18 protein-coding genes and 1 pseudogene are annotated in these 18,981 nt (G+C 36.5%); 3 read left to right on the forward strand and 16 right to left on the reverse strand.

Annotated elements, in window-relative coordinates; genetic code table 11:
* Window positions 1-101: 101 nt before the first annotated feature.
* From QMD71_02810 to rnhC, 5 genes and pseudogenes are all read right to left on the reverse strand, one after another.
* Complete coding sequence (locus tag QMD71_02810; protein MDI6839778.1) at window positions 102-1,391, reverse strand: radical SAM protein; 1,290 nt, start codon at window positions 1,389-1,391, stop codon at window positions 102-104.
* Entirely contained in the window at window positions 1,366-2,439 is a 1,074-nt protein-coding gene (gene ribD, locus QMD71_02815; GenBank protein MDI6839779.1) for a bifunctional diaminohydroxyphosphoribosylaminopyrimidine deaminase/5-amino-6-(5-phosphoribosylamino)uracil reductase RibD, read from the reverse strand. Before ribD ends, QMD71_02810 begins: the two co-directional genes overlap by 26 nt.
* A gap of 17 nt (window positions 2,440-2,456) precedes the next feature.
* Window positions 2,457-2,846, reverse strand: coding sequence for a hypothetical protein (locus QMD71_02820; protein ID MDI6839780.1), 390 nt, complete (start codon window positions 2,844-2,846; stop codon window positions 2,457-2,459).
* A 2-nt stretch (window positions 2,847-2,848) separates the two neighbouring features.
* Complete coding sequence (locus QMD71_02825; GenBank protein ID MDI6839781.1) at window positions 2,849-3,364, reverse strand: HIT domain-containing protein; 516 nt, start codon at window positions 3,362-3,364, stop codon at window positions 2,849-2,851.
* Window positions 3,365-3,409: 45 nt separating this feature from the next.
* Window positions 3,410-4,021 (reverse strand): annotated as a pseudogene (gene rnhC / locus QMD71_02830) (ribonuclease HIII).
* A gap of 91 nt (window positions 4,022-4,112) precedes the next feature.
* Between rnhC and QMD71_02835 the strand changes: the two are divergent.
* Window positions 4,113-6,869: a C1 family peptidase gene (locus QMD71_02835; protein MDI6839782.1), complete on the forward strand. Its 2,757-nt coding sequence runs from the start codon at window positions 4,113-4,115 to the stop codon at window positions 6,867-6,869.
* A gap of 56 nt (window positions 6,870-6,925) precedes the next feature.
* On the opposite strand, the gene QMD71_02840 is transcribed toward QMD71_02835, so the two are convergent.
* From QMD71_02840 to QMD71_02875, 8 genes are all read right to left on the reverse strand, one after another.
* Window positions 6,926-8,149, reverse strand: coding sequence for an endonuclease Q family protein (locus QMD71_02840; GenBank protein MDI6839783.1), 1,224 nt, complete (start codon window positions 8,147-8,149; stop codon window positions 6,926-6,928).
* The gene (gene hisS, locus QMD71_02845; protein ID MDI6839784.1) at window positions 8,150-9,442 is read right to left on the reverse strand and encodes a histidine--tRNA ligase; all 1,293 of its coding nucleotides are present in this window, start codon (window positions 9,440-9,442) and stop codon (window positions 8,150-8,152) included. It abuts the gene before it with no gap.
* Window positions 9,439-10,986: a histidine ammonia-lyase gene (gene hutH, locus QMD71_02850; protein ID MDI6839785.1), complete on the reverse strand. Its 1,548-nt coding sequence runs from the start codon at window positions 10,984-10,986 to the stop codon at window positions 9,439-9,441. The genes hisS and hutH overlap by 4 nt, the downstream gene beginning before the upstream one ends.
* Window positions 10,987-11,240: 254 nt before the next feature.
* Window positions 11,241-11,579: an MTH938/NDUFAF3 family protein gene (locus tag QMD71_02855; GenBank protein ID MDI6839786.1), complete on the reverse strand. Its 339-nt coding sequence runs from the start codon at window positions 11,577-11,579 to the stop codon at window positions 11,241-11,243.
* Window positions 11,576-12,031 carry a rod shape-determining protein MreD gene (gene mreD, locus QMD71_02860; protein ID MDI6839787.1) on the reverse strand — a complete coding sequence of 152 codons (456 nt, stop codon included), beginning with the start codon at window positions 12,029-12,031 and terminating at the stop codon, window positions 11,576-11,578. Before mreD ends, QMD71_02855 begins: the two co-directional genes overlap by 4 nt.
* Entirely contained in the window at window positions 12,032-12,922 is an 891-nt protein-coding gene (mreC, locus tag QMD71_02865) for a rod shape-determining protein MreC (protein ID MDI6839788.1), read from the reverse strand. It lies immediately after the preceding gene.
* A complete protein-coding gene (locus QMD71_02870) occupies window positions 12,923-13,957 on the reverse strand; it encodes a rod shape-determining protein (GenBank protein MDI6839789.1) in 1,035 nt (344 codons plus the stop codon).
* A complete protein-coding gene (locus QMD71_02875; GenBank protein ID MDI6839790.1) occupies window positions 13,947-14,624 on the reverse strand; it encodes a hypothetical protein in 678 nt (225 codons plus the stop codon). The genes QMD71_02870 and QMD71_02875 overlap by 11 nt, the downstream gene beginning before the upstream one ends.
* Before the next feature lie 158 nt (window positions 14,625-14,782).
* Between QMD71_02875 and rpe the strand changes: the two genes are divergently transcribed.
* Both rpe and rpmB read left to right on the forward strand, forming a co-directional pair.
* Window positions 14,783-15,430, forward strand: coding sequence for a ribulose-phosphate 3-epimerase (gene rpe / locus QMD71_02880; GenBank protein ID MDI6839791.1), 648 nt, complete (start codon window positions 14,783-14,785; stop codon window positions 15,428-15,430).
* Window positions 15,414-15,602, forward strand: coding sequence for a 50S ribosomal protein L28 (gene rpmB / locus QMD71_02885; GenBank protein MDI6839792.1), 189 nt, complete (start codon window positions 15,414-15,416; stop codon window positions 15,600-15,602). Before rpe ends, rpmB begins: the two co-directional genes overlap by 17 nt.
* Before the next feature lie 38 nt (window positions 15,603-15,640).
* Here rpmB and QMD71_02890 read toward each other — a convergent pair whose 3' ends face one another.
* The 3 genes from QMD71_02890 to QMD71_02900 form a co-directional block, all read right to left on the reverse strand.
* The gene (locus QMD71_02890) at window positions 15,641-16,345 is read right to left on the reverse strand and encodes a UDP-2,3-diacylglucosamine diphosphatase (GenBank protein ID MDI6839793.1); all 705 of its coding nucleotides are present in this window, start codon (window positions 16,343-16,345) and stop codon (window positions 15,641-15,643) included.
* 132 nt (window positions 16,346-16,477) lie between these two features.
* Window positions 16,478-17,629, reverse strand: coding sequence for a glycosyltransferase (locus tag QMD71_02895; GenBank protein MDI6839794.1), 1,152 nt, complete (start codon window positions 17,627-17,629; stop codon window positions 16,478-16,480).
* Complete coding sequence (locus QMD71_02900) at window positions 17,598-18,893, reverse strand: glutamine synthetase family protein (GenBank protein ID MDI6839795.1); 1,296 nt, start codon at window positions 18,891-18,893, stop codon at window positions 17,598-17,600. The genes QMD71_02895 and QMD71_02900 overlap by 32 nt, the downstream gene beginning before the upstream one ends.
* Window positions 18,894-18,981 lie beyond the last annotated feature (88 nt).

The raw sequence follows: 18,981 nt of genomic DNA on the forward strand, positions 1-18,981 counted from the left end.
ATGAGGACATTCTTGCTGAACAATAAGGAGGACATTCTACCTTAACAGTAACAGATTTAATTTTACCACCACCGTCACTTTATACTTGTGGGATTAAGAGTCTAAACTCTCTCAGTAATTAGTCCTCTTCTTGTTCCAATAAAGTAACCAATGTTAACTACCGGGACAATAGATAAACCCCTATGCCAGCCACGAATTATACGCCTAAATGTATTGAAGGCTGAATAGAACTTGCGATATGTCCAGTTGAGCCCATGTTCGAGTTCATGAGGAGACATTTTTTGAGGTAAGTAGGTTGCGTGTAGGGCATCAAATTTTGACCAATCATGCTTAAATATTCTACCTGCACGCTTTAAACTCTCGTAAAACTTAGTCCCAGGTAGTGGAGTAAGGATTGAAAAAATTGAGCCATCTACTTTTGTCTCATTCAAGAATTTTACAGTACGTTTAAATACACCTTTATCATCTTCGTCAAATCCGAACATAAGTGAAGTAAAAACGGCAATACCAAGTTTATGCAATTCCTGCACAATTGACTTAAATTCTTTTATTTTATTAAATCCCTTGTTCACGCCATCCAAAGCCTTTTGTGACACAGACTCTACTCCTATAAAAAGGATACGACATCCAGATTTTGCTGCAAGCTTCAAAACTTCTGTATTTTTCATAAAATTGAGTGAGGCTTCACCACCCCACTTTATCCGAAGAGGAATAAGGGATTGAAATAATTCCTTTGCATATTTTGGCTTTGCAAATATGTTGTCATCTATAAATACAACAAATCTCCTTAGCGATGCCTTTATTTCGTCTATTATATGATGTACAGGTCGGGTTCTAATTCTTTTACCTGAAAATGGGGTCACAGAGCAAAATGCACAATTATTTGGGCAGCCCCTTGTAGTTTGGACAAGATAAACATATCGGTTGCTATGAGGTAATATGTCCCATCTTGGAAATGGAATTTTTTGTAAATCAGAATAATTACAAGAGCGATAAAATTTTTTAAGCTTACCAGCTCTAAAATCATTAAGTAATTCTGGCCAGAGAAGTTCTGCTTCCCCTATTACAACTGAAGTTGCGTGCTTTATAGCCTCGTTGGGTAAAAATGATGGATGCATACCCCCCAATACAACTGGCACCCCTCTCTTTTTGAATTCATCCCCAATCTGATAAGCTCTTGGGGCGATTGAAGTAATTGCTGTAATTCCTACAAGGTCTACGGGTTCATCAAAATTTATTGGTTCATAGCGTTCGTCTATTATTTGTACTTTTGTATCTCTTGAAGTTAGCCCTGCCAGGATGAGTAAATTAAGAGGTGCTGCTCTAAAGAAATTTCTTATTGCCTTCCTCTTCCTGTGGGATTGGTCAGGGTAAATAAGAGTGAGCTTCATTTAATCTCCCGTTAATAAGAATATTATCTCCCATTTTTTTGAATTTCACACTATGAAGAGATAACATCTCCTTAATGTTTTTAACTCCTATGTCTCCAACTACTGGGATTCCATCTCCAATAATTTTAGGTGCAATAAAAAAATAAACCCGATTCACTATTCTCTTGCATAACGCTTGAGTAAATATCTCCTTACCCCCTTCTATCAGAATACTTTGTATTCCAATTTTTCCTGCTTTTTTTAAAACTTCTAAGATATCTACTCTTCCATCTTTATCCTTTTTAATTTGCCAGACTTCTGCTCCGTTAATTTTTCTATTTTTAGTAGTCGCAATTATGCATCCGGGACCCAAAACTTTTGCCTTCTTTGGGATTCTTAAATTTGAGTCAAGTACAATACGCTTCGGATTCTTCCCTCGTACAAGTCTTGTAGTAAGCTCTGGGTCATCTGCAATCACGGTTCCTATCCCAACCATAACTGCATCTACTTGTGAACGTAAGCGATGGACAAACTTCCTTGATTTTTCACCAGTTATCCACTTTGATTCACCATTTAAAGTGGCAATTTTCCCATCCAATGATATTGCTGCCTTTAAACTGACAAATGGAATACCAGTTTTAACATACTTAAGATAAACCTCGTTCAAATTAGTTGCTTCCTCTTCACATTCCCCAAGTGTCACTTTGATACCCGCTCTTCTAAGTTCCTTAACCCCTTTTCCATTAACCCAAGGTGATGGATCAATAATTGAGGCATGTACTTCTTTAATTCCTGCATCAATTATTGCTCGTGTACATGGTGGAGTCGTTCCCCAATGACAGCAGGGTTCAAGATTTACATAAAGGGTAGCGCCATTAGCAGATTTACCTGCCTCTTTCAAGGCAGTAATCTCTGCATGGGGTTTCCCCTTCATTTTGTGGTATCCTTTACCGACAACTTTTTCATTTTTTACTACAACTGCGCCAACCATTGGATTTGGTGAAGTCCTACCAAGCCCTCGGTAGGCAAGCTTTATAGTTTCACTCATGTATTTTGTATCTGTCTCCATTTTATGTCCTATTTACATTAAGTTTTAATTTGAGATGAAATAAAATTTGATACCTCTTCTTCATTATTATTAAATCTGATATAAATTCCCCTAAAGTTTTCAAGTCTTGTTGGCTTATCAAATGGAGATAAGAAGATACCATTCTTATCTTTATAATAGGACTTAAATTCATCCCATCGTTTCTTTTTTTCAAACACAATCCCTTTTATTTTCACACCTTCTTTGGTTAAATAGTAATAACTTGGTAAAAAATAAGGTAGAATTGCCCATCCAAGAAGAATAGATGCAATAATAACCCAATACCACCCAAATGAAAAGTATATTCCTACACTAATTGTAATAAGGAAGAGTATAATTACTGCAGTTTTTTTCTTATATTTTATACAGGGATGCAACTTCCATCCCATCTTTAACATTTTCCAAATGCTTCTTTTAGCAGTTTATATCCTTCTTTAAGCGATTGGCATATTACCTTTGTTTCAGAGATTACAGGCATAAAGTTTGTGTCTCCAACCCATCTTGGGACCACATGTATGTGAATATGGTCGCGCACCCCTGCACCTGCGACTGTGCCAACGTTTATCCCTATATTAAAACCATCTGGGTTCATAGTAAATTCTAAAACTCTCACAGATTCCTGTACAAGCTTAAACATTGAAATTACCTCTTCGGAAGTGAGCTCTCCAATAACTCCTACATGTCTGTAAGGTGCAATCATAAGATGTCCATTATTATATGGGAAAATGTTCATCACTACAAATGCTTTTGCCTCTCGGGATAAAACATAAGCTTCTGCATCTTTTTTCGCTATTGCTTCACAAAATATACACCTATCTTTAGAGGATAAATAAATATATTTTGTTCTCCATGGTGCCCATAGTCTTTCAAGCGAAACTTTGTAATTCTCCTGTCTTTGACTTTGGATAGTATCAACCCTAAATGGTTGAGTCACTTTCATTGTAGTTTTAAAGTGTAACTTTGCAACTTTCTGTAAAATATTATCTCCGTATCTATCCACTAAATCTTTTGCCACTCTCTCAACTTCAGCCGATGCCCCTTTTGGTAATTCTTGACCTGTATAGTTTGGTATTTGTGCAGATAATTTTTCCAATTCTTCAACAAACTTAGCTCGTGCAAGTATTGATGCAGCAGCAACTGCTGGGTCATCTTCTGCTTTTGGGCGTTGTTCAAGTTTTATCTGCTTACCTTTTTTCATCAGCGCACGTTCAATATACTTCCTATCACCAAATTTATCTGCTATAGCAAGCTTACAGTCTACCTTTTCAAGCATATTTTCAATCACCCGCGCATGCCCCCATGCAAGGATATAATTTAGATTATGCATTTTAGAATAAAGTTCATTATACTTCTCTGGTCCAATCATAACTATAGAATAAGGGCATAACTTTTGAATAGCCTCACTTAATGACTTAATCCGAGTATCGGATATCTTTTTTGAATCCTTAACTCCAAGTTCAGATAGTTTTGGGATGATATACTCATTAACCATAACTCCAGCTACTACAAGGCCACCAAAGTAATCACCTTTTCCTGACTCATCTGTTCCAATCCAACAAAGCATTTTTAAAATTATATACCAATTTTCAAAAAAAAGCAAGAAAAAAACTTGACGGAAGAGAATTTTAATGTATATAAAAATATAAGAAGGAGCAATGAAAAAATTATTAATTTTGTGTGTTTTTTTACCTGTGTTAATCTCTAATATTGAGGGCTCGCAAACTGACTTATCTAAAATAAGGGGAGCTATTAAGAAAGCGGGAGCAAAGTGGGTAGCAGATGAGACATCAGTTTCAAGACTTAGCCCAGAAGAGAGAAAAAATTTATTGGGATGGGATAAGAACCGTGAGCTGCTCTTCATAGAAGAAATAGGAAGAGATCCTCCACCTGAGCCAAAAACTTATCCACCATATCTTGATTGGCGTGATTATAATGGTAAGAACTATATGACCACTGTAAAGAGTCAGGGTGCCTGCGGTTCTTGTTGGGCTTTTGCAGCTGTAGCATCAATGGAGGCATTAGTTAATATTCAAACTGATATAGAAAACCCGGATATGGACATTTCAGAACAAAAGCTTGTATCTTGTGACTACTACGATAATGGATGTGGTGGTGGTAGTGCCTACGGTGCATGTACTTATCTCACTCAACATGGAGCTCCTGAGGAAGCCTGTTTTCCTTATCAGGCTAGTGATGCAGTTCCATGTGGAGACACATGCGATAATGCATTGTTTACAAACCGTAAGCTGAGTGGGTGGGGATATACTTATTCTTCAGTTACAGGAATAAAAGAGCACGTCCAGAATGGTCCTATTTGGGCAGCAATGATAGTTTATGAAGACTTTTACAACTATGCTGGTGGAGTATACGAGCATGTATCAGGTAGTTTAGAGGGTACACATGCAATTTCAATTATAGGCTGGGATGATTCTCTCAGTTGTTGGATTTGTAAAAATAGCTGGGGCTCATACTGGGGAGAACACGGCTATTTCAGGATAAGGTGGGGTCAGTGTGGAATAGAACAGTATGGAGTTTGGCTTCGAGTAGCTCCTATTCACTATCCTAAAATTGAGTTTTCTTCTATTGCAGAAGTAAATGATTCACAATATGGAGACGGTGATGGAGTATTAAATCCGGGTGAAAAAGCAGAGCTATTCCTTACTTTAAAAGCTCATCCCCAATGGACAAATGCCTCTTCTGTCTACGCTATATTGCGGTCATCGAATCCTGAAGTAATAGAAGTCTTAGATTCAACTGCTACCTATGGCACAATACTAAGCGGTGAGTTATGCACAAATGAAACTGACTCATTTGTGGTCTTAGCTGCGCCAGATAGTACGCCAACAAGAATTGATATGTTTCTGTATGTAACAGCACAGGGAGATCAAGGTGGTAATTATTGGACAGACCCTGAGTTGTCTTTTGAAGGAAGAGTAGATTGGAGTCAATGTGGCTGGCCTATCTCTTGTGGAAATGTCAGGACATCCCCTTGTGTGATTGATATTTATGGTGATTATAAGAAAGAAGTCATATTTGGGTCAGATTTAGGTAACCTTTTTGTAAAAAGTAATGATGGTGAGGATGTAGCTAATTTTCCAGTAACTCTTAGTAACAGGTGTTGGAGCTCACCTGCAGTAGGAGATGTAGATAGTGATGGTAAAAAAGAAATAGTTACAGCGTCTACCGATGGAAACATCTATCTTTTTAAGGATACCGGAGAATTAATATGGATGCTCCCTACAGGTGAAACTATCACTGCAACACCCGCTCTCTTTGATTTTGATTCAGATGGGACACTTGAAATAGTTATAGGGAGTGGTAGGAAGTTGTATGTATTACATTCCGATGGCTCAACCTATAACTCAAACTTCCCATTTAATTCCCCAGATGGAACTACAATTCCATCAGGAGTAGCTATTGGAGACATTGATGGAGATGGCAATAAGGACATCGTATTTGGTACTTTTGGTGGAAATCTTTATGCACTCTCCTTAAATGGGGTTTTACTCACAGGTTGGCCTTTTCATATAGGTGGTAGAATTCGTGAGTCTCCATCAATTGCTAATTTAGATGGTACAGGGCTAAAAGTAGTTGTAGGTTCCTCCACCGATACACTTGCAATCGTGAATCCTGATGGCTCTGAATATTTGATAATTACGGCTATGGGTGGGATAATAACATCTCCTTCATTCGTAGACTTAGATGGAGATAATGAGCTTGAAATATTCTTTGGCGCTAACGACTCCTGTATATATGCCTATCACCATACAGGGGTTCCAGTTACTGGTTGGCCAATAAAGTGTAATAGTAGTGTACAGGCTTCAATTGCTTTCTCCGATATTGATGCAGATGGCGCTCCTGAAATTATCACAGTGTCTAAGGATGGTACCGTATATGTTCTTAATTCGAATGGCTCACCTCTTTCTCCTTTTCCATATCAACTAACCAATTCACCAACTTCACCTGCAGTATTTGACATAGATCTTGATGGTGATATAGAAATCTTATTTGGTAGTTCATTTGGGATGGAAGTAATCGATGTAAGAGGCTCTTATCTTCCTGATGCCTACTGGTGTATGTATCGTGGTAACCCATATAGGACAGGTAATTATGAAGATATTTATATTGGAGTAAGTGAGGAGATAAGTCCTGTTCTGACATCCAAAGTTCAGATTTTCCCGACTCCATTTATGAGAGGGATTACTATCTTATGCAAGGAGCCAGTTTTGGTTGATATTTATAATCTTGCAGGTCAAAAAGTAAGAGAACTTATCTCTCCTAAGGGAAAAATGGTTTTTTCATGGGATGGCACAAACGAATTTGGAAAGCCTCTTCCATCAGGGATATATTTCTGTGTTGTGAAATTGGCAACTGGAAAAACCCTAACTAAAAAAGTGATAAAGTTGAAGTAGTGGCAACCCTTGTGGTTGTCCAAATAATAGGGCAGGGATAAGCTTTGTCCCTACAATTAGAATAAAGTCAATTGTTGTTCCTCTTCGTCTTTCTCTTTGGATACATTTACTTTACCGTAAACTCCATCATAACCTGGTAAAATATTTACCTTTCCTTCTCTTACATTACAAATACTACGAGCAATCTTTGGTATAGTTACAGTTTTTAACTCCTCATATGGAGCTTCCAATAAACATCCAAATTCTGTACCAAAATGGTGAATAAGCTTACTATACTCATTTATCACTTTTTCTGTTTCTATCCCCACTCCAAGAGCATCACTTATAATTTCATGTAATGGGATGAGGTGCTTACATGGTATTTTACCATCTTTTGGCTTTTTTCTATCTGCGAGTAAGATTACACGATGCATCACTCCAACAGTAACTGGTCTTCCACATTTAGGGCAAATGTTATCGTTGGCAATTGCTTCTTCTGGTGATATTCTTGTTCCACATTTCCGATGTCCATCCCAATGGTATTTACCTTCTTCAGGAAAAAACTCAACTGTAAATTTAAATTTTGCTGGCTCTTGTGTCTTAATAGCATTAATAATTTCATAGTAATTGAGCTCACAATCAAAGCAATTTGCTTCCCTCCCAATATTTCTAAGAGAATGTGCATCCGAATTAGAAATGAGTGCAAATCTGTCAAGTAGAGACCATCTCCAATTCATAGGTGGGTCGGATGATAGTCCAGTTTCAAGAGCAAAGATATTTGAAGTCTGATTACCGAAACATTCCTCTATTGAATCAAACCCAAAGTTAGCGCCAAATAATGAGAACCATGGCGTCCATACATGTGAGGGGACTACAAAAGTATCAGGCACAATTTCAAATAATCCTTTTACCATAATCTCAGAGTCAAGTGAAACAATAGGTCTTCCATCTACTTCTAAATTTCCATGTTTTGAAAGGAACGAGTTAATCTTATTTACAGCTTCAAATGTGGGTCCAAATATTATATTATGTATCTTCCTTAACTTTCCATTCTTTGTATATACATTATTTACTTCAGTGGTAAGAATAAAATAAGTCTCTCCATACTTAAACAAGTTTCCATCTTCAGGGTTAAGTTCATCCTTGAGTTCTTTTATCCAACTGGGATGAGTGAAATCGCCTGTTCCCATAAGTTTTAGTCCCTTAATTTTTGCTGTCTGAGCTATAGAGCTTATTCTCATGTCTCGTGATGTAGCTCTTGAATACATAGAGTGTATATGGAAATCGGCAAAAAATTTCATTTACAACTTCTCCTCTTTTACCCACAAGCTTAATTTATCCCTTTTAATATTCTGTTGTTTACCTGTTTTCATATTTTTAATAGTTATTTGTTCTCTTTTTAGCTCATCAGGACCTGCCACAATAACATACGGTATCCCCTGTTTATTTGCATACTTGAACTGCTTTGATAGTTTAGCAAAATTGGTATAAACTACAGTTGGAATTCTTAGCTCTCTGAGCTCATTTGCAATACTTATAGAATAACCGGAACTTGCTTCATCAAATTGAGTTACAAGCACTTTAACTTTTGGCTTAAATTCTGGCATCATACCGAGTTTTTCCATAACAGCAATAACCCGTTCAACTCCGATAGTAATACCAACTGCAGGTATTTCTTTCCCAAGAAATATGCCAATAAGATGGTCAAATCTGCCTCCGCCAGCAAGGCTACCAATTTTAGGCTCTTCAACCACAGTCTCAAATATAGGGCCTGTATAATAGTCAAATCCTCTTGCAAGCCACGGATTGAAAGAAAATCGCTCTTTCTTAACTTCAAAATGTTCTAAATAGTTAAATAGAGATTTAAGCTCTTGTAATCCATCATTTTGTGGTAATACTTGTTCTAATTCTGGTAAACTTTTGCAAGCCTGTAACATATCTAAAAGCTCCTCTATAACATTTGATTTGATTCCTCTTAATTTAAGCTCCTCCTTTATACCAACAACTCCTATACGCTCAAGTTTATCTATTGTTCTATAGACTTCAAATTCTCTATTTTGCTCCACTCCCGTATACTTACATATACCTTCAAGTATTTTTCTATTATTGACTTTTGTTTTGAACTCTTTAAACCCAAGCGCAGAAAAAATCTCGTCTGTCATAGCAAGGATTTCAGCCTCTGCAAACATTGAATTAGTGCCAACAATATCCACATCACATTGATAAAACTCTCTAAACCTACCATATTGTGGCTTATCAGCTCGCCATACAGGTTGAATCTGGTATCTCATGAATGGCATTGAAATCTCTGGGTACATTGCAATAACCCTTGCCAAAGGAATAGTAAAATCAAATCTTAAGCTTACATCTCTTTTACCTCTATCCTTAAATTTGTAAATAAGCTTTTCTTCTTCTCCATATCTATTTTTACCTGATAATATTTCAAAATATTCAATAGCAGGAGTTTCAATAGGTTCAAATCCATAATTTTCAAAAATGTTTTTTATAATATTAATAACATACTCTCTTCTCCTCATCTCATCGGGTAGAAAATCTCTCATTCCTTTTAAAATTTTTGGTTTTATTTCACTCATATTTCACCTACTTCATTTTCAACTGCGGTTAGTATCTCATTATTTTTAACAAGCTCCAATACTGCTTGAATATCTTTATAAATTTCTCTATCCTCATCTAAAAATGGTACTTTTTCTCTTATTTTTTGGTATGCAACAAGTGTTCCTTTTCCGAGTTCTTGCAATTTTAGGCCTCCTAATTTCACTCTCAAATCTATTGACTGGGTGGCAACGAGTAATTCTATAGCTACAATGTGCTCAACATTTTTTATAATTTCTCTTGCGTCTTTTGCTGATATAGGAGCCATTGACACATAATCTTCTTGCCCTTCAGATGTAGGAATTGAATCAACCGATGCAGGATTGGCTAACACTTTATTTTCTGATACTAAGGAAGCAGCAGTGCACTGTGCAATTGCAAACCCCGAGTTTAGCCCAGGTTTAGTTGTAAGGAAACTTGGTAACCCTTTATTCAAATAGCTTGTGAGGAGTCTGAAAATTCTACGTTCTGAAATGTTACCAAGATTAGCTATCCCTATCCCTAATGCATCAAGCCATACTGCGATAGGTTCACCGTGAAAGTTACCACCTGATATGACTTTATTTAATTCTGTGAATACTAATGGATTATCTGTTGCAGAATTTATCTCAATTAAGAGCTGTTTATCTACTATTTGTATAATGTCTAAAATCACCCCTAATACTTGAGGGATACACCGCAATGAATAAGCGTCTTGAACATGCTTTTTATCAGTATCTAACCACTTACTTCCTTGAGTTATATTTAGTATATTTTGTGCAACTTTACATGCACCCGGATACGGTCTAATTTTATGAATTTCTTGGCAAAAAGGTGACCTAAATCCTATAAGAGCTTCAAGGCTTAATGAACTAGCTATTTCACTATTCTTAAAAACCTGCTGTGCATCCCATACAGCAATAGCACCAATTCCAGCTGATACCTGGCTTCCATTAATCAATGCAATCCCCTCTTTTGGTTCAAGTTCTAATGGTTTAATGCCAGCATTGTTAAGCGCTTGAATTCCAGTCATCCTCTGTCCTTGGTAATCTGCTTCTCCCTTTCCTATAAGAACAAGTGCAATATGGGCGAGTAAAGCAAGGTCTCCAGATGCTCCGACAGACCCTTTTTCTGGAACGATAGGATAAATACCTTTATTAAGTAGTTCAAGAATAGTCTCAATAACTTCACATCTAACTCCAGAATACCCTTTTGCAAGTGCATTTGCTCTGAGTAATAAAGTAGCCCTAACAATCTCATGTGGTAAGGGTTCTCCTACTGCTGAAGCATGTGAAAGTATAATCTTTTGCTGAAAATCTTTAAGTTCAGTAGCTGTAATCCTAACATTTTCTTGTGAACCAACTCCTGTGTTCAATCCATAAATGGGTTCAAGAGCAGTACTCTTTTCTCTTACCCAATCTGAGCTCTTTTTAACTTTAAACTTTGCTTCTGGTGATAAAACAACTTTTATAGCTTGAGAACGAGCTACCTCCACAACATCTCTAATTGTCAAAGACTCTCCATCTATCACTAATTTCCTATTCATTAAATATTAGAAGTTAATTCTCTTTATACACGATTTTCCTGTACACAAACATGGTTTGTTATTTAATAATTTAGCTTTATTCCCACTCAATTAAAAGCTTTAATTTGAGTCCCAGTAATCTCCGGTGTAACTATCTTGGAGTATACTTTCTGCTCTCTCACTCTTCTACCTATCAAATGACAATATTGATCACCAAAGTCAAATACAAGAATTGTATCGGGTTGCATGGTATTTGTCACTCACATTAATATTAATTAGCAAGTTAGATGTAAGGCGGCTATCACTTTCTTTGTATTAATCAACTTATTATAATCTTCACATGCTTCATTTGTTGGCTTTACTATAACTTCTACTTGGTTTGCTTTTATAGTTTCTAATAATTCATTAGGAACATCCATCACTCCATAAGCTCCAGTTCCTATTATAAGTACATCTGGAGACTCCTTTAACACTTCAGAGAGGTCATCTATTTGCAGTAAATGCCCACTCTTACGCCACCAATTTTGGTTAACCCTATCCGGATATATAATGACATCATGAGTGTATGTAATCCCATTTATTACAATTCTTCCAAATTCGTAAGAATCAATCATTTTACCTTCCTTTTTATCCTTCTAAGAATAGAAAATATAATCACCCCCACTATAGTTGTATACAATGCTCCGGGCATGATATATCTTCCAAAGAAAAAAAGTGACAGCTCTTTTTGACTTGCAAAAATGACAGTCTCGTAGAACAAGGATGTTACGAAAAGTGTAATCATCCATAAAATTGGAGTCTCTCGATAAACTCTGGTCCCAATACTCCCTACTCCATAGCCAACCATAGTTCCTACAAGGGCATTATAACCTAAAGATGAACTATATAAATCCAGAAATAGACCTGTCAAAAAGCCAACCCACATAGCTGTTTTTCCATAAAATAGGGCTATGTAAATTACAAGAATCATCACGATATTTGGTGTAACCTGAAATACAGCTATGTTTAGGAGTATACTTATCTGAATTATGCATAAAAAGAAAGTAATGATACATAAACCTATCATTTACTCATGCAGCTCTGTCCGAATTGAAGGTTCTTGAATTTTAAATTTAGTAGGAATCCATCTGTCTTCTTTTGGATAGATTTCCCATACAGGAGTTTCATAAATAGCTTCTTTTTCCGACACAGTTGGCATTTCTTTTACGATAAAAACGTATTCAACTTCTGAAAATTTACAAACTGGTTTTAACCTGATTGAATAAAACAGCTTTGTCTTATCCACATCTATTTTTTCTACTTCACCGATTTCTAATCCCTTAGGAAACACACTGCCAAGTCCAGAAGTGACTATTTTATCACCAACTTTTATATCAGAATAAATTGGCACCTTTTCAAGTATACAGCCTTCACCACTCTCCCATTTTGCAATTCCCTGAATTCCAGTACGTATATCCATAGCACTTACTCTAAAATTAAAGTTAAAAAAAGTCTGGACCACGGCTATATTTTTTCTATTTTCCAGTATCTTACCGTATACTCCATCCATCGTAATAACAGGTAGATTCTTTTCTACTCCGTCATCTTCTCCTTTATCAACTACACATATTCCTGACATCGGGTCTGGGTCTCTACCTACCACTTTTGCTGCAATTAGTTTGTATGGCTTTTGAGTCTTAAATTCAAGTAATGACTTTAGTTTTTCATTTTCATATTTATACATCTTAAGCTGTTGATTTTCAAATACAAGTTGAGCCATTTTCTGTTTAAGGATTTTATTCTCATGTCTTATTTTAAAAGTATTAAAAAGAAAAGAAGCATATTTTTGAAATGGCGAAAAGAATGAAGTTGCTCTAAGTTGAACTCTTATCCCTCTTTGTGTTTTTCCAAGTCCAATTAACACTATACAAATGATAATAAGTAAGATAAACCATATACTAACTTCTCTTCTCCACATCTATACGCTATGCATAAGGACTTTGTGATACTTATCAAAATTATCAAGAATCTTACCAGTCCCTTTGACAACGCACTCAATAGGGTCTTCAGAAATTTTCACTTTAAGCGCCGTTTCTCTTGATATCAGTATTGGAAGTCCTCGAAGTAGTGCGCCACCACCAGCTAATGTAATACCGCTATCTATAATATCGGACGAAAGTTCTGGTGGAGTGCGTTCAAGTGCATGTTTTACTGCATCAATAATTGCATTTACAGGCGTTTTTAACGCTTCTCTTATCTCTTTAGAATTTACTTTAACAGTCCTTGGCAATCCAGCTATAGCGTCTCGCCCCTTTACTTCTATACTCTCCTCAGTTTCTAATGGCATTACAGAGCCTATTTTTATTTTTATCCCCTCTGCTGTAGTTTCACCTATAAGCAAGTTATATTTCTTCTTTAGGTACTCAACAATGGCATCGTCCATCTCATCTCCTGCTATTCTAATAGATATTTTACATACTATATCAGAAAGTGCAATAACAGCTATCTCTGTAGTCCCTCCTCCTACATCTATTACCATATTTCCTGCCGGTGATTCAATTGGAAGTCCTGCTCCTATAGCAGCTGCAACGGGCTCCGCTACAAGCCATACATTAGATGCACCAGCATGGTCTACAGAATCCTTCACTGCCCTTCGTTCCACATCTGTTATCCCTGAAGGGACAGCTACAACAACTCTCGGTCTTACAAACAGTCCCTTAACTTGAACTTGATGAATGAAAGTTCTAATCATTTCTTCAGTAATCGCAAAATCTGCTATAACACCGTGTTTCATTGGTCTTATAGCCTTAACAGTATCCGGAGTTCTACCCAGCATTTTTCTTGCTTCCTCTCCAACTGCTATTGGTTTATGTGAATTTGCATCAATAGCTACAACTGTTGGCTCGTTTAATACTATTCCCCTCCCCTTCACATATACAAGTGTAGTAGCAGTCCCAAGGTCAATTCCTACATCGTGGCCAAGGAATTTACTAAATATATCTTTAAGAGCCATAACGTCCCCCACATACACTTACACAGACTCCACATATATAAACTCCTATCCCTTTTAATTTGCTAAACTCCCTCAATTTACTAATGCACTTTCCCTTATCATACCCAGATTCAGTGATAGCAAGCGCAGGACACACTTCTATACACTTTTTGCAATCATTGCATCCACCATCACTTATTGGTTTATCCAGCTTTAGTGGAAAATCAGTCAAGATAGTAGCATACCTAACCTTAGCACCATAATCTGGATTTACAAGAAGACCAGAGCGTCCAATCCACCCGAGACCGCATTCCCTACCTATTAGTGAATGAGGAAGATGCCCAATCTGGTATTCCCAATCAACTGTCTGAGATGCAGGTATTGCAACTGCATTTTTGCCTTTGGACTGAATAAAGTTTGACACCTGCTCAGCAACTTGGTCGAGTATCCAATTCACAGTTTTATAGTGATGTTTATAAATTAAAGTAGGTGCTCCTTTAATTGTTGAAAGTACCGAATCCGAAAGCCTATATCCAATAGAGATACCATAAGGTAAGCTTTCTGCCACTTCTCTTATAGAAGGGTGAAATTTCTCCTTTAACTTCTCAATATTACAGACTCCAAAAAGTGCAATTCCTTTATTAACAACGAACTCTTTAATTTCACTGTAATTTTTTTCTTCCTTCACTTCCTAATTTTACTCAAAGACGCTCTAATGTCAAGATATAATTTTCATGAGACTACTCAAAATTTAACAATTTTCAAATAGAGTATTGAAAAATAGGTAAACTTTATGTCAATATTTTACTTGACACATCTTACAAATTTCAGTAAAATCTACCAACAATGGTACAAATAGCGCCTTCATTACTTTCGTGTGATTTTTCTTGTCTTGAGCATGAGATTCGTACAGTAGAGGTAGCAGGTGCAGATTTATTACATCTTGATGTTATGGATGGTCACTTTGTCCCAAATCTCACTTTTGGGCCAGTTGTGATTAAAGGCATTCGTAAACTAACTTCGTTACCCCTTGATGCTCATTTAATGGTTGAGACTCCCGAGCGCTGGGTTGAAAAATTTATTTCTGCTGGCGTAGACTGGATAAGCTTTCATATTGAAGTGGCGAAAAATCCAAAACAAGTAATCAATCTTGTAAAAAGTAGTAGACTTAAAGTTGGGCTTGCTATAAATCCACCAACTCCATTGGAATCAATTATAAATTGGGTTAATGATGTAGATTTCATCCTTGTAATGACAGTAAATCCTGGCTTTGGTGGTCAAGAATTTATATCTGAACCTCTTGAGAAAGTAAAAGCCCTAAGTAAAATGGGCGTAATGGTAGAGGTAGATGGCGGAGTCAACTTAAGCAATGTCTCTAAAGTAGCCGATGCAGGTGCGTCCACTATTGTAAGTGGGGCTGGCGTATTTAATACTAAAGACCCTGGCACTACCTTAAAGAAGTTAAAATCTATTGCCAATGGCACGCAAATGTGAAATATGTAGTAAAAGGGGGCTTTACGGTTCAAGTATAAGTCACTCACACCGTGTTACAAAGCGTAGACAGTTTCCCAATCTTCATACTGTAAGGACTAAAGTTGGTGGGAAAGTCAAAAGGATACTAATTTGTACCCGGTGTCTAAGGTCTGGTAAAGTAGAAGTTGTGTAAAATAGTTTAGCTTTACTGAGAAATCCAAAGTCCAAATTTCAAGATTGTTCCCAAAAGTATAGCTTAAATTCACCGTCTATTAACTTTCCATAAGAGAAATGGTGTTTCCAGTCCCCGAGCATCAAGAACTGTTTATTTTTATAACTTATGTGTTTAGGTAAGTGTATGTGTCCTAAAATAACAGCATCAAACCCTTGTTCAAACTTTTGGCAAGCAAATTTATATAGATACTTCCATCTCATAGTTTCTTTATTTGATAGCTTTCTTGAAATTCTTGCTATCAATCTTGCTATGTTTCTTCCAATATCGGGATGTAACCAGTAAAAAATGAAATTACTTAATCTATTTCTGAGTACAAATCTCATTAGGTCAAATGAATAAATTTCATCTCCGTGTGCAATAAAAACTCTTTTTCCTTGTAGCATAAGTTCTACTGGTTTTTTATAAACGCTTATATTGAGCTCTTTTGTAAAAAAGTCACCTACCCAAAAATCATGGTTCCCAATTATATAATAAATTTTAACTCCTGTTTTTCTAAGTGAACTTAGTGCACATAGAATATTAAAGTAAACTTTTGGTATTTGTGTTTTGTATTCAAAATAGAAGTCAAAAAGGTCACCTACAATAAAAAGCGAGTCGCATTTTCCTTTGATGTACTCTATAAACTCAAGAAATTTACATAGCTTAGTTGATTCACTGTCAGCTTCTTCAAAATGTTGGTCAGATATAAAATACACTGGCATATATTCTAAAAATTCCAAATCTCAAGCATCAAATTCCAAATAAATCCCAATGTTCAAACTCCAATTTTCAAAATATCATCTGCTTTGTCAGTTCAGGGGAACTGACCTAATTACTTTCTTGCGACTAAATAATTACTCTGAACATTCTGCTTTTCTCACAGTTTCTGCTATGACTTCTTCAATCCTTTTTTTCATATTGTCTACATTAAAACATTTGTCTACTCTTTCTCTTCCTTTCTCACCCATTGATTTAGCCTTTTCCTTATCCATAAGTAAACTAATTACAGCTTCAGCAATCGGTTCTGTTTCCCCTGGTGGTACTAAAATTCCAGTTACTCCATTTTCGACAATCTCCGGTATAGCTCCATTGTTTGATGCTACCACCGGTTTACCAAGTGCTCCAGCCTCTATAAGAACACGTCCAAATGGTTCTGGTAGAATTGGTGTATGAACTAGTACATTTAATTTTGCTATATAAGGTAAGGCTGGAATTTTCTCGCCGATAAATTGTATTTTGTCGCTCATCCCTAATTTGTGAGAAAGTTCTTTAAGTTCTTCCAAATACTTGTAATCACCAAAAATTGGGCCTCCCACTATTATGAAATTAGCCTCCTCGATTTTCTTACTTATTATATCAGCAGCTTTAATAAAATATTCTATCCCCTTCCATTTAGCGATTTGCCCCACATATCCAACTATAGGGACCGCTGATTCACACCTTGTTTCTGTATAAGGCTCGACTCTTATCCCGGGGTAAACAACTTTAACCTTACTCCTCATTGGAAACTTTTCTGCTACTGCACGAGAGTCCGCTATTATTCGTGTAGAAAGTAAGTAAAGAATCCACAACCATATTTTTGTAATTATATTTCTTGGTAGTATATCTCTAAAATGGCAAATACTTGGTATCCTTGCAAGTCTTGCTGCAATAACTCCTATAATATGTGCTTTTTGAGTATTAGTGTATACAACACAAGGATTCTCTTTTCTCAACAGTTTAAAAAACCGAAATATTAGAGTAGGTAGGTTATAAATATCTGATAATGAAAGTGGACTCTCCCTTTTTCTCATTATGATTCTCAAAGGCATAGGAAATGTTATGCATTTTATTCCTACAGCTTCAAGTTGTGTTACCAAAATTGTCTTATTACTTGGGCTTACAAATACTGGTTTAAATTTAATTCTGCATATTATATCCTTTAAGCTATGTTCAGCTCCCCCAAATTGTGTAGAGTGGTCAAAAAATAAGACTTTACAGGATCGGTAGGTCCTTTTTGATTTCATACTGAGTAACCTGAGCTCTATACTCTGTCCACACTCTTTCTTTGTTCTCTATAAGTGTCCAAAACACATGTTCACCCAGTGTCTTTTTCAGCAATTTAGACTTTCTAGCATGAGCAATTGCTTCACCCAGGCTCTCAGGGAGGCACTTAATTCCTTCCGTTTCTCTCTCTTTAACGGTCAAGTGATAAATATCTTTTTCAACTGGTGACGGCAATTTGTATTTTTTTCGTATGCCTTCAACTCCTGCTTGCAGCATCACTGCGAAAGCCAAGTACGGATTACAAGCTGGGTCTGGTGCCCTATACTCCACTCTATCAGCTATTTCTCTTCCTGGAGGATGTGCTGGTACTCTTACAAGTGTAGACCGATTCTTCTTTGCCCATGAGATATAGACTGGAGCCTCATACCCTGGCACCAATCGTTTATAAGAGTTTTCCCACTGGTTTGTAACGAGTGTTATTTCCTCTGCATGTTTGAGTAACCCTGCAATAAATTGGTCGCCAATTTTTGAATTCATAATATTTTTGTTTCCCTTAAACAACGAAAGGTGTACATGCATCCCTGACCCTGTCACTCCAAATATTGGTTTTGGCATAAATGTAGCATAGACACCACTCCTTTGGGCTATTTCTTTAACTACGAGTTTATATGTCATTGTATAATCAGCCATTTTAAGTGCCTCTTGATATGCGAGGTCTATTTCATGCTGTGATGGGGCAACTTCGTGATGCGATGCTTCCACAGAGATGCCTAACTCCTCGAGTGCTAAAATAGTTTGCATTCTTAGCTCATCGCCAATATCTGGAGGTGTAAGGTCAAAGTAACTCGAGAAATCAAGTGTTTGAGTCTCTGTTGATGCCTTGAAATAGAAGTATTCAAGTTCTGGTCCTACATAACAAGTAAACCCAAGTTTTTTAATTTCATCAAGATTCCTTTTAAGTATATATCTCGGGTCACCTTCATAAGGAGTTAAATCTGGCAGTAAAATATCACAAAACATCCTTGCCTCTCTTTGCTCTGGAGTGCTCCATGGCAGTATTCCAAATGTATTAGGGTCAGGCTTAGCTACCATATCAGACTCGTAAATCCTTGTAAAGCCCTCAATTGAGGAGCCATCAAAACTTTTACCGTCCTCTAATGCACTATCAAGTTGTGTAACTGGTATGGTAACACTCTTTAAATTGCCTATTATATCAGTAAACCACAGTTGGATAAATTTTATTTTCTTAGCCTGAGCAAGTTTTAAGATTTCTTTTTTATCCATTATATAAATATAAACGAATTATACGAACAATGGTATTCAAATTTTATTTTCTATTATTCTCAATGTCAAGAAAAATCTTGACCTCGTT

Source organism: bacterium (assembly GCA_030018315.1).
In the GTDB taxonomy this organism is placed as follows: Bacteria; Hydrothermota; UBA3073; order JACQXS01; family JAGMCI01; genus JASEGA01.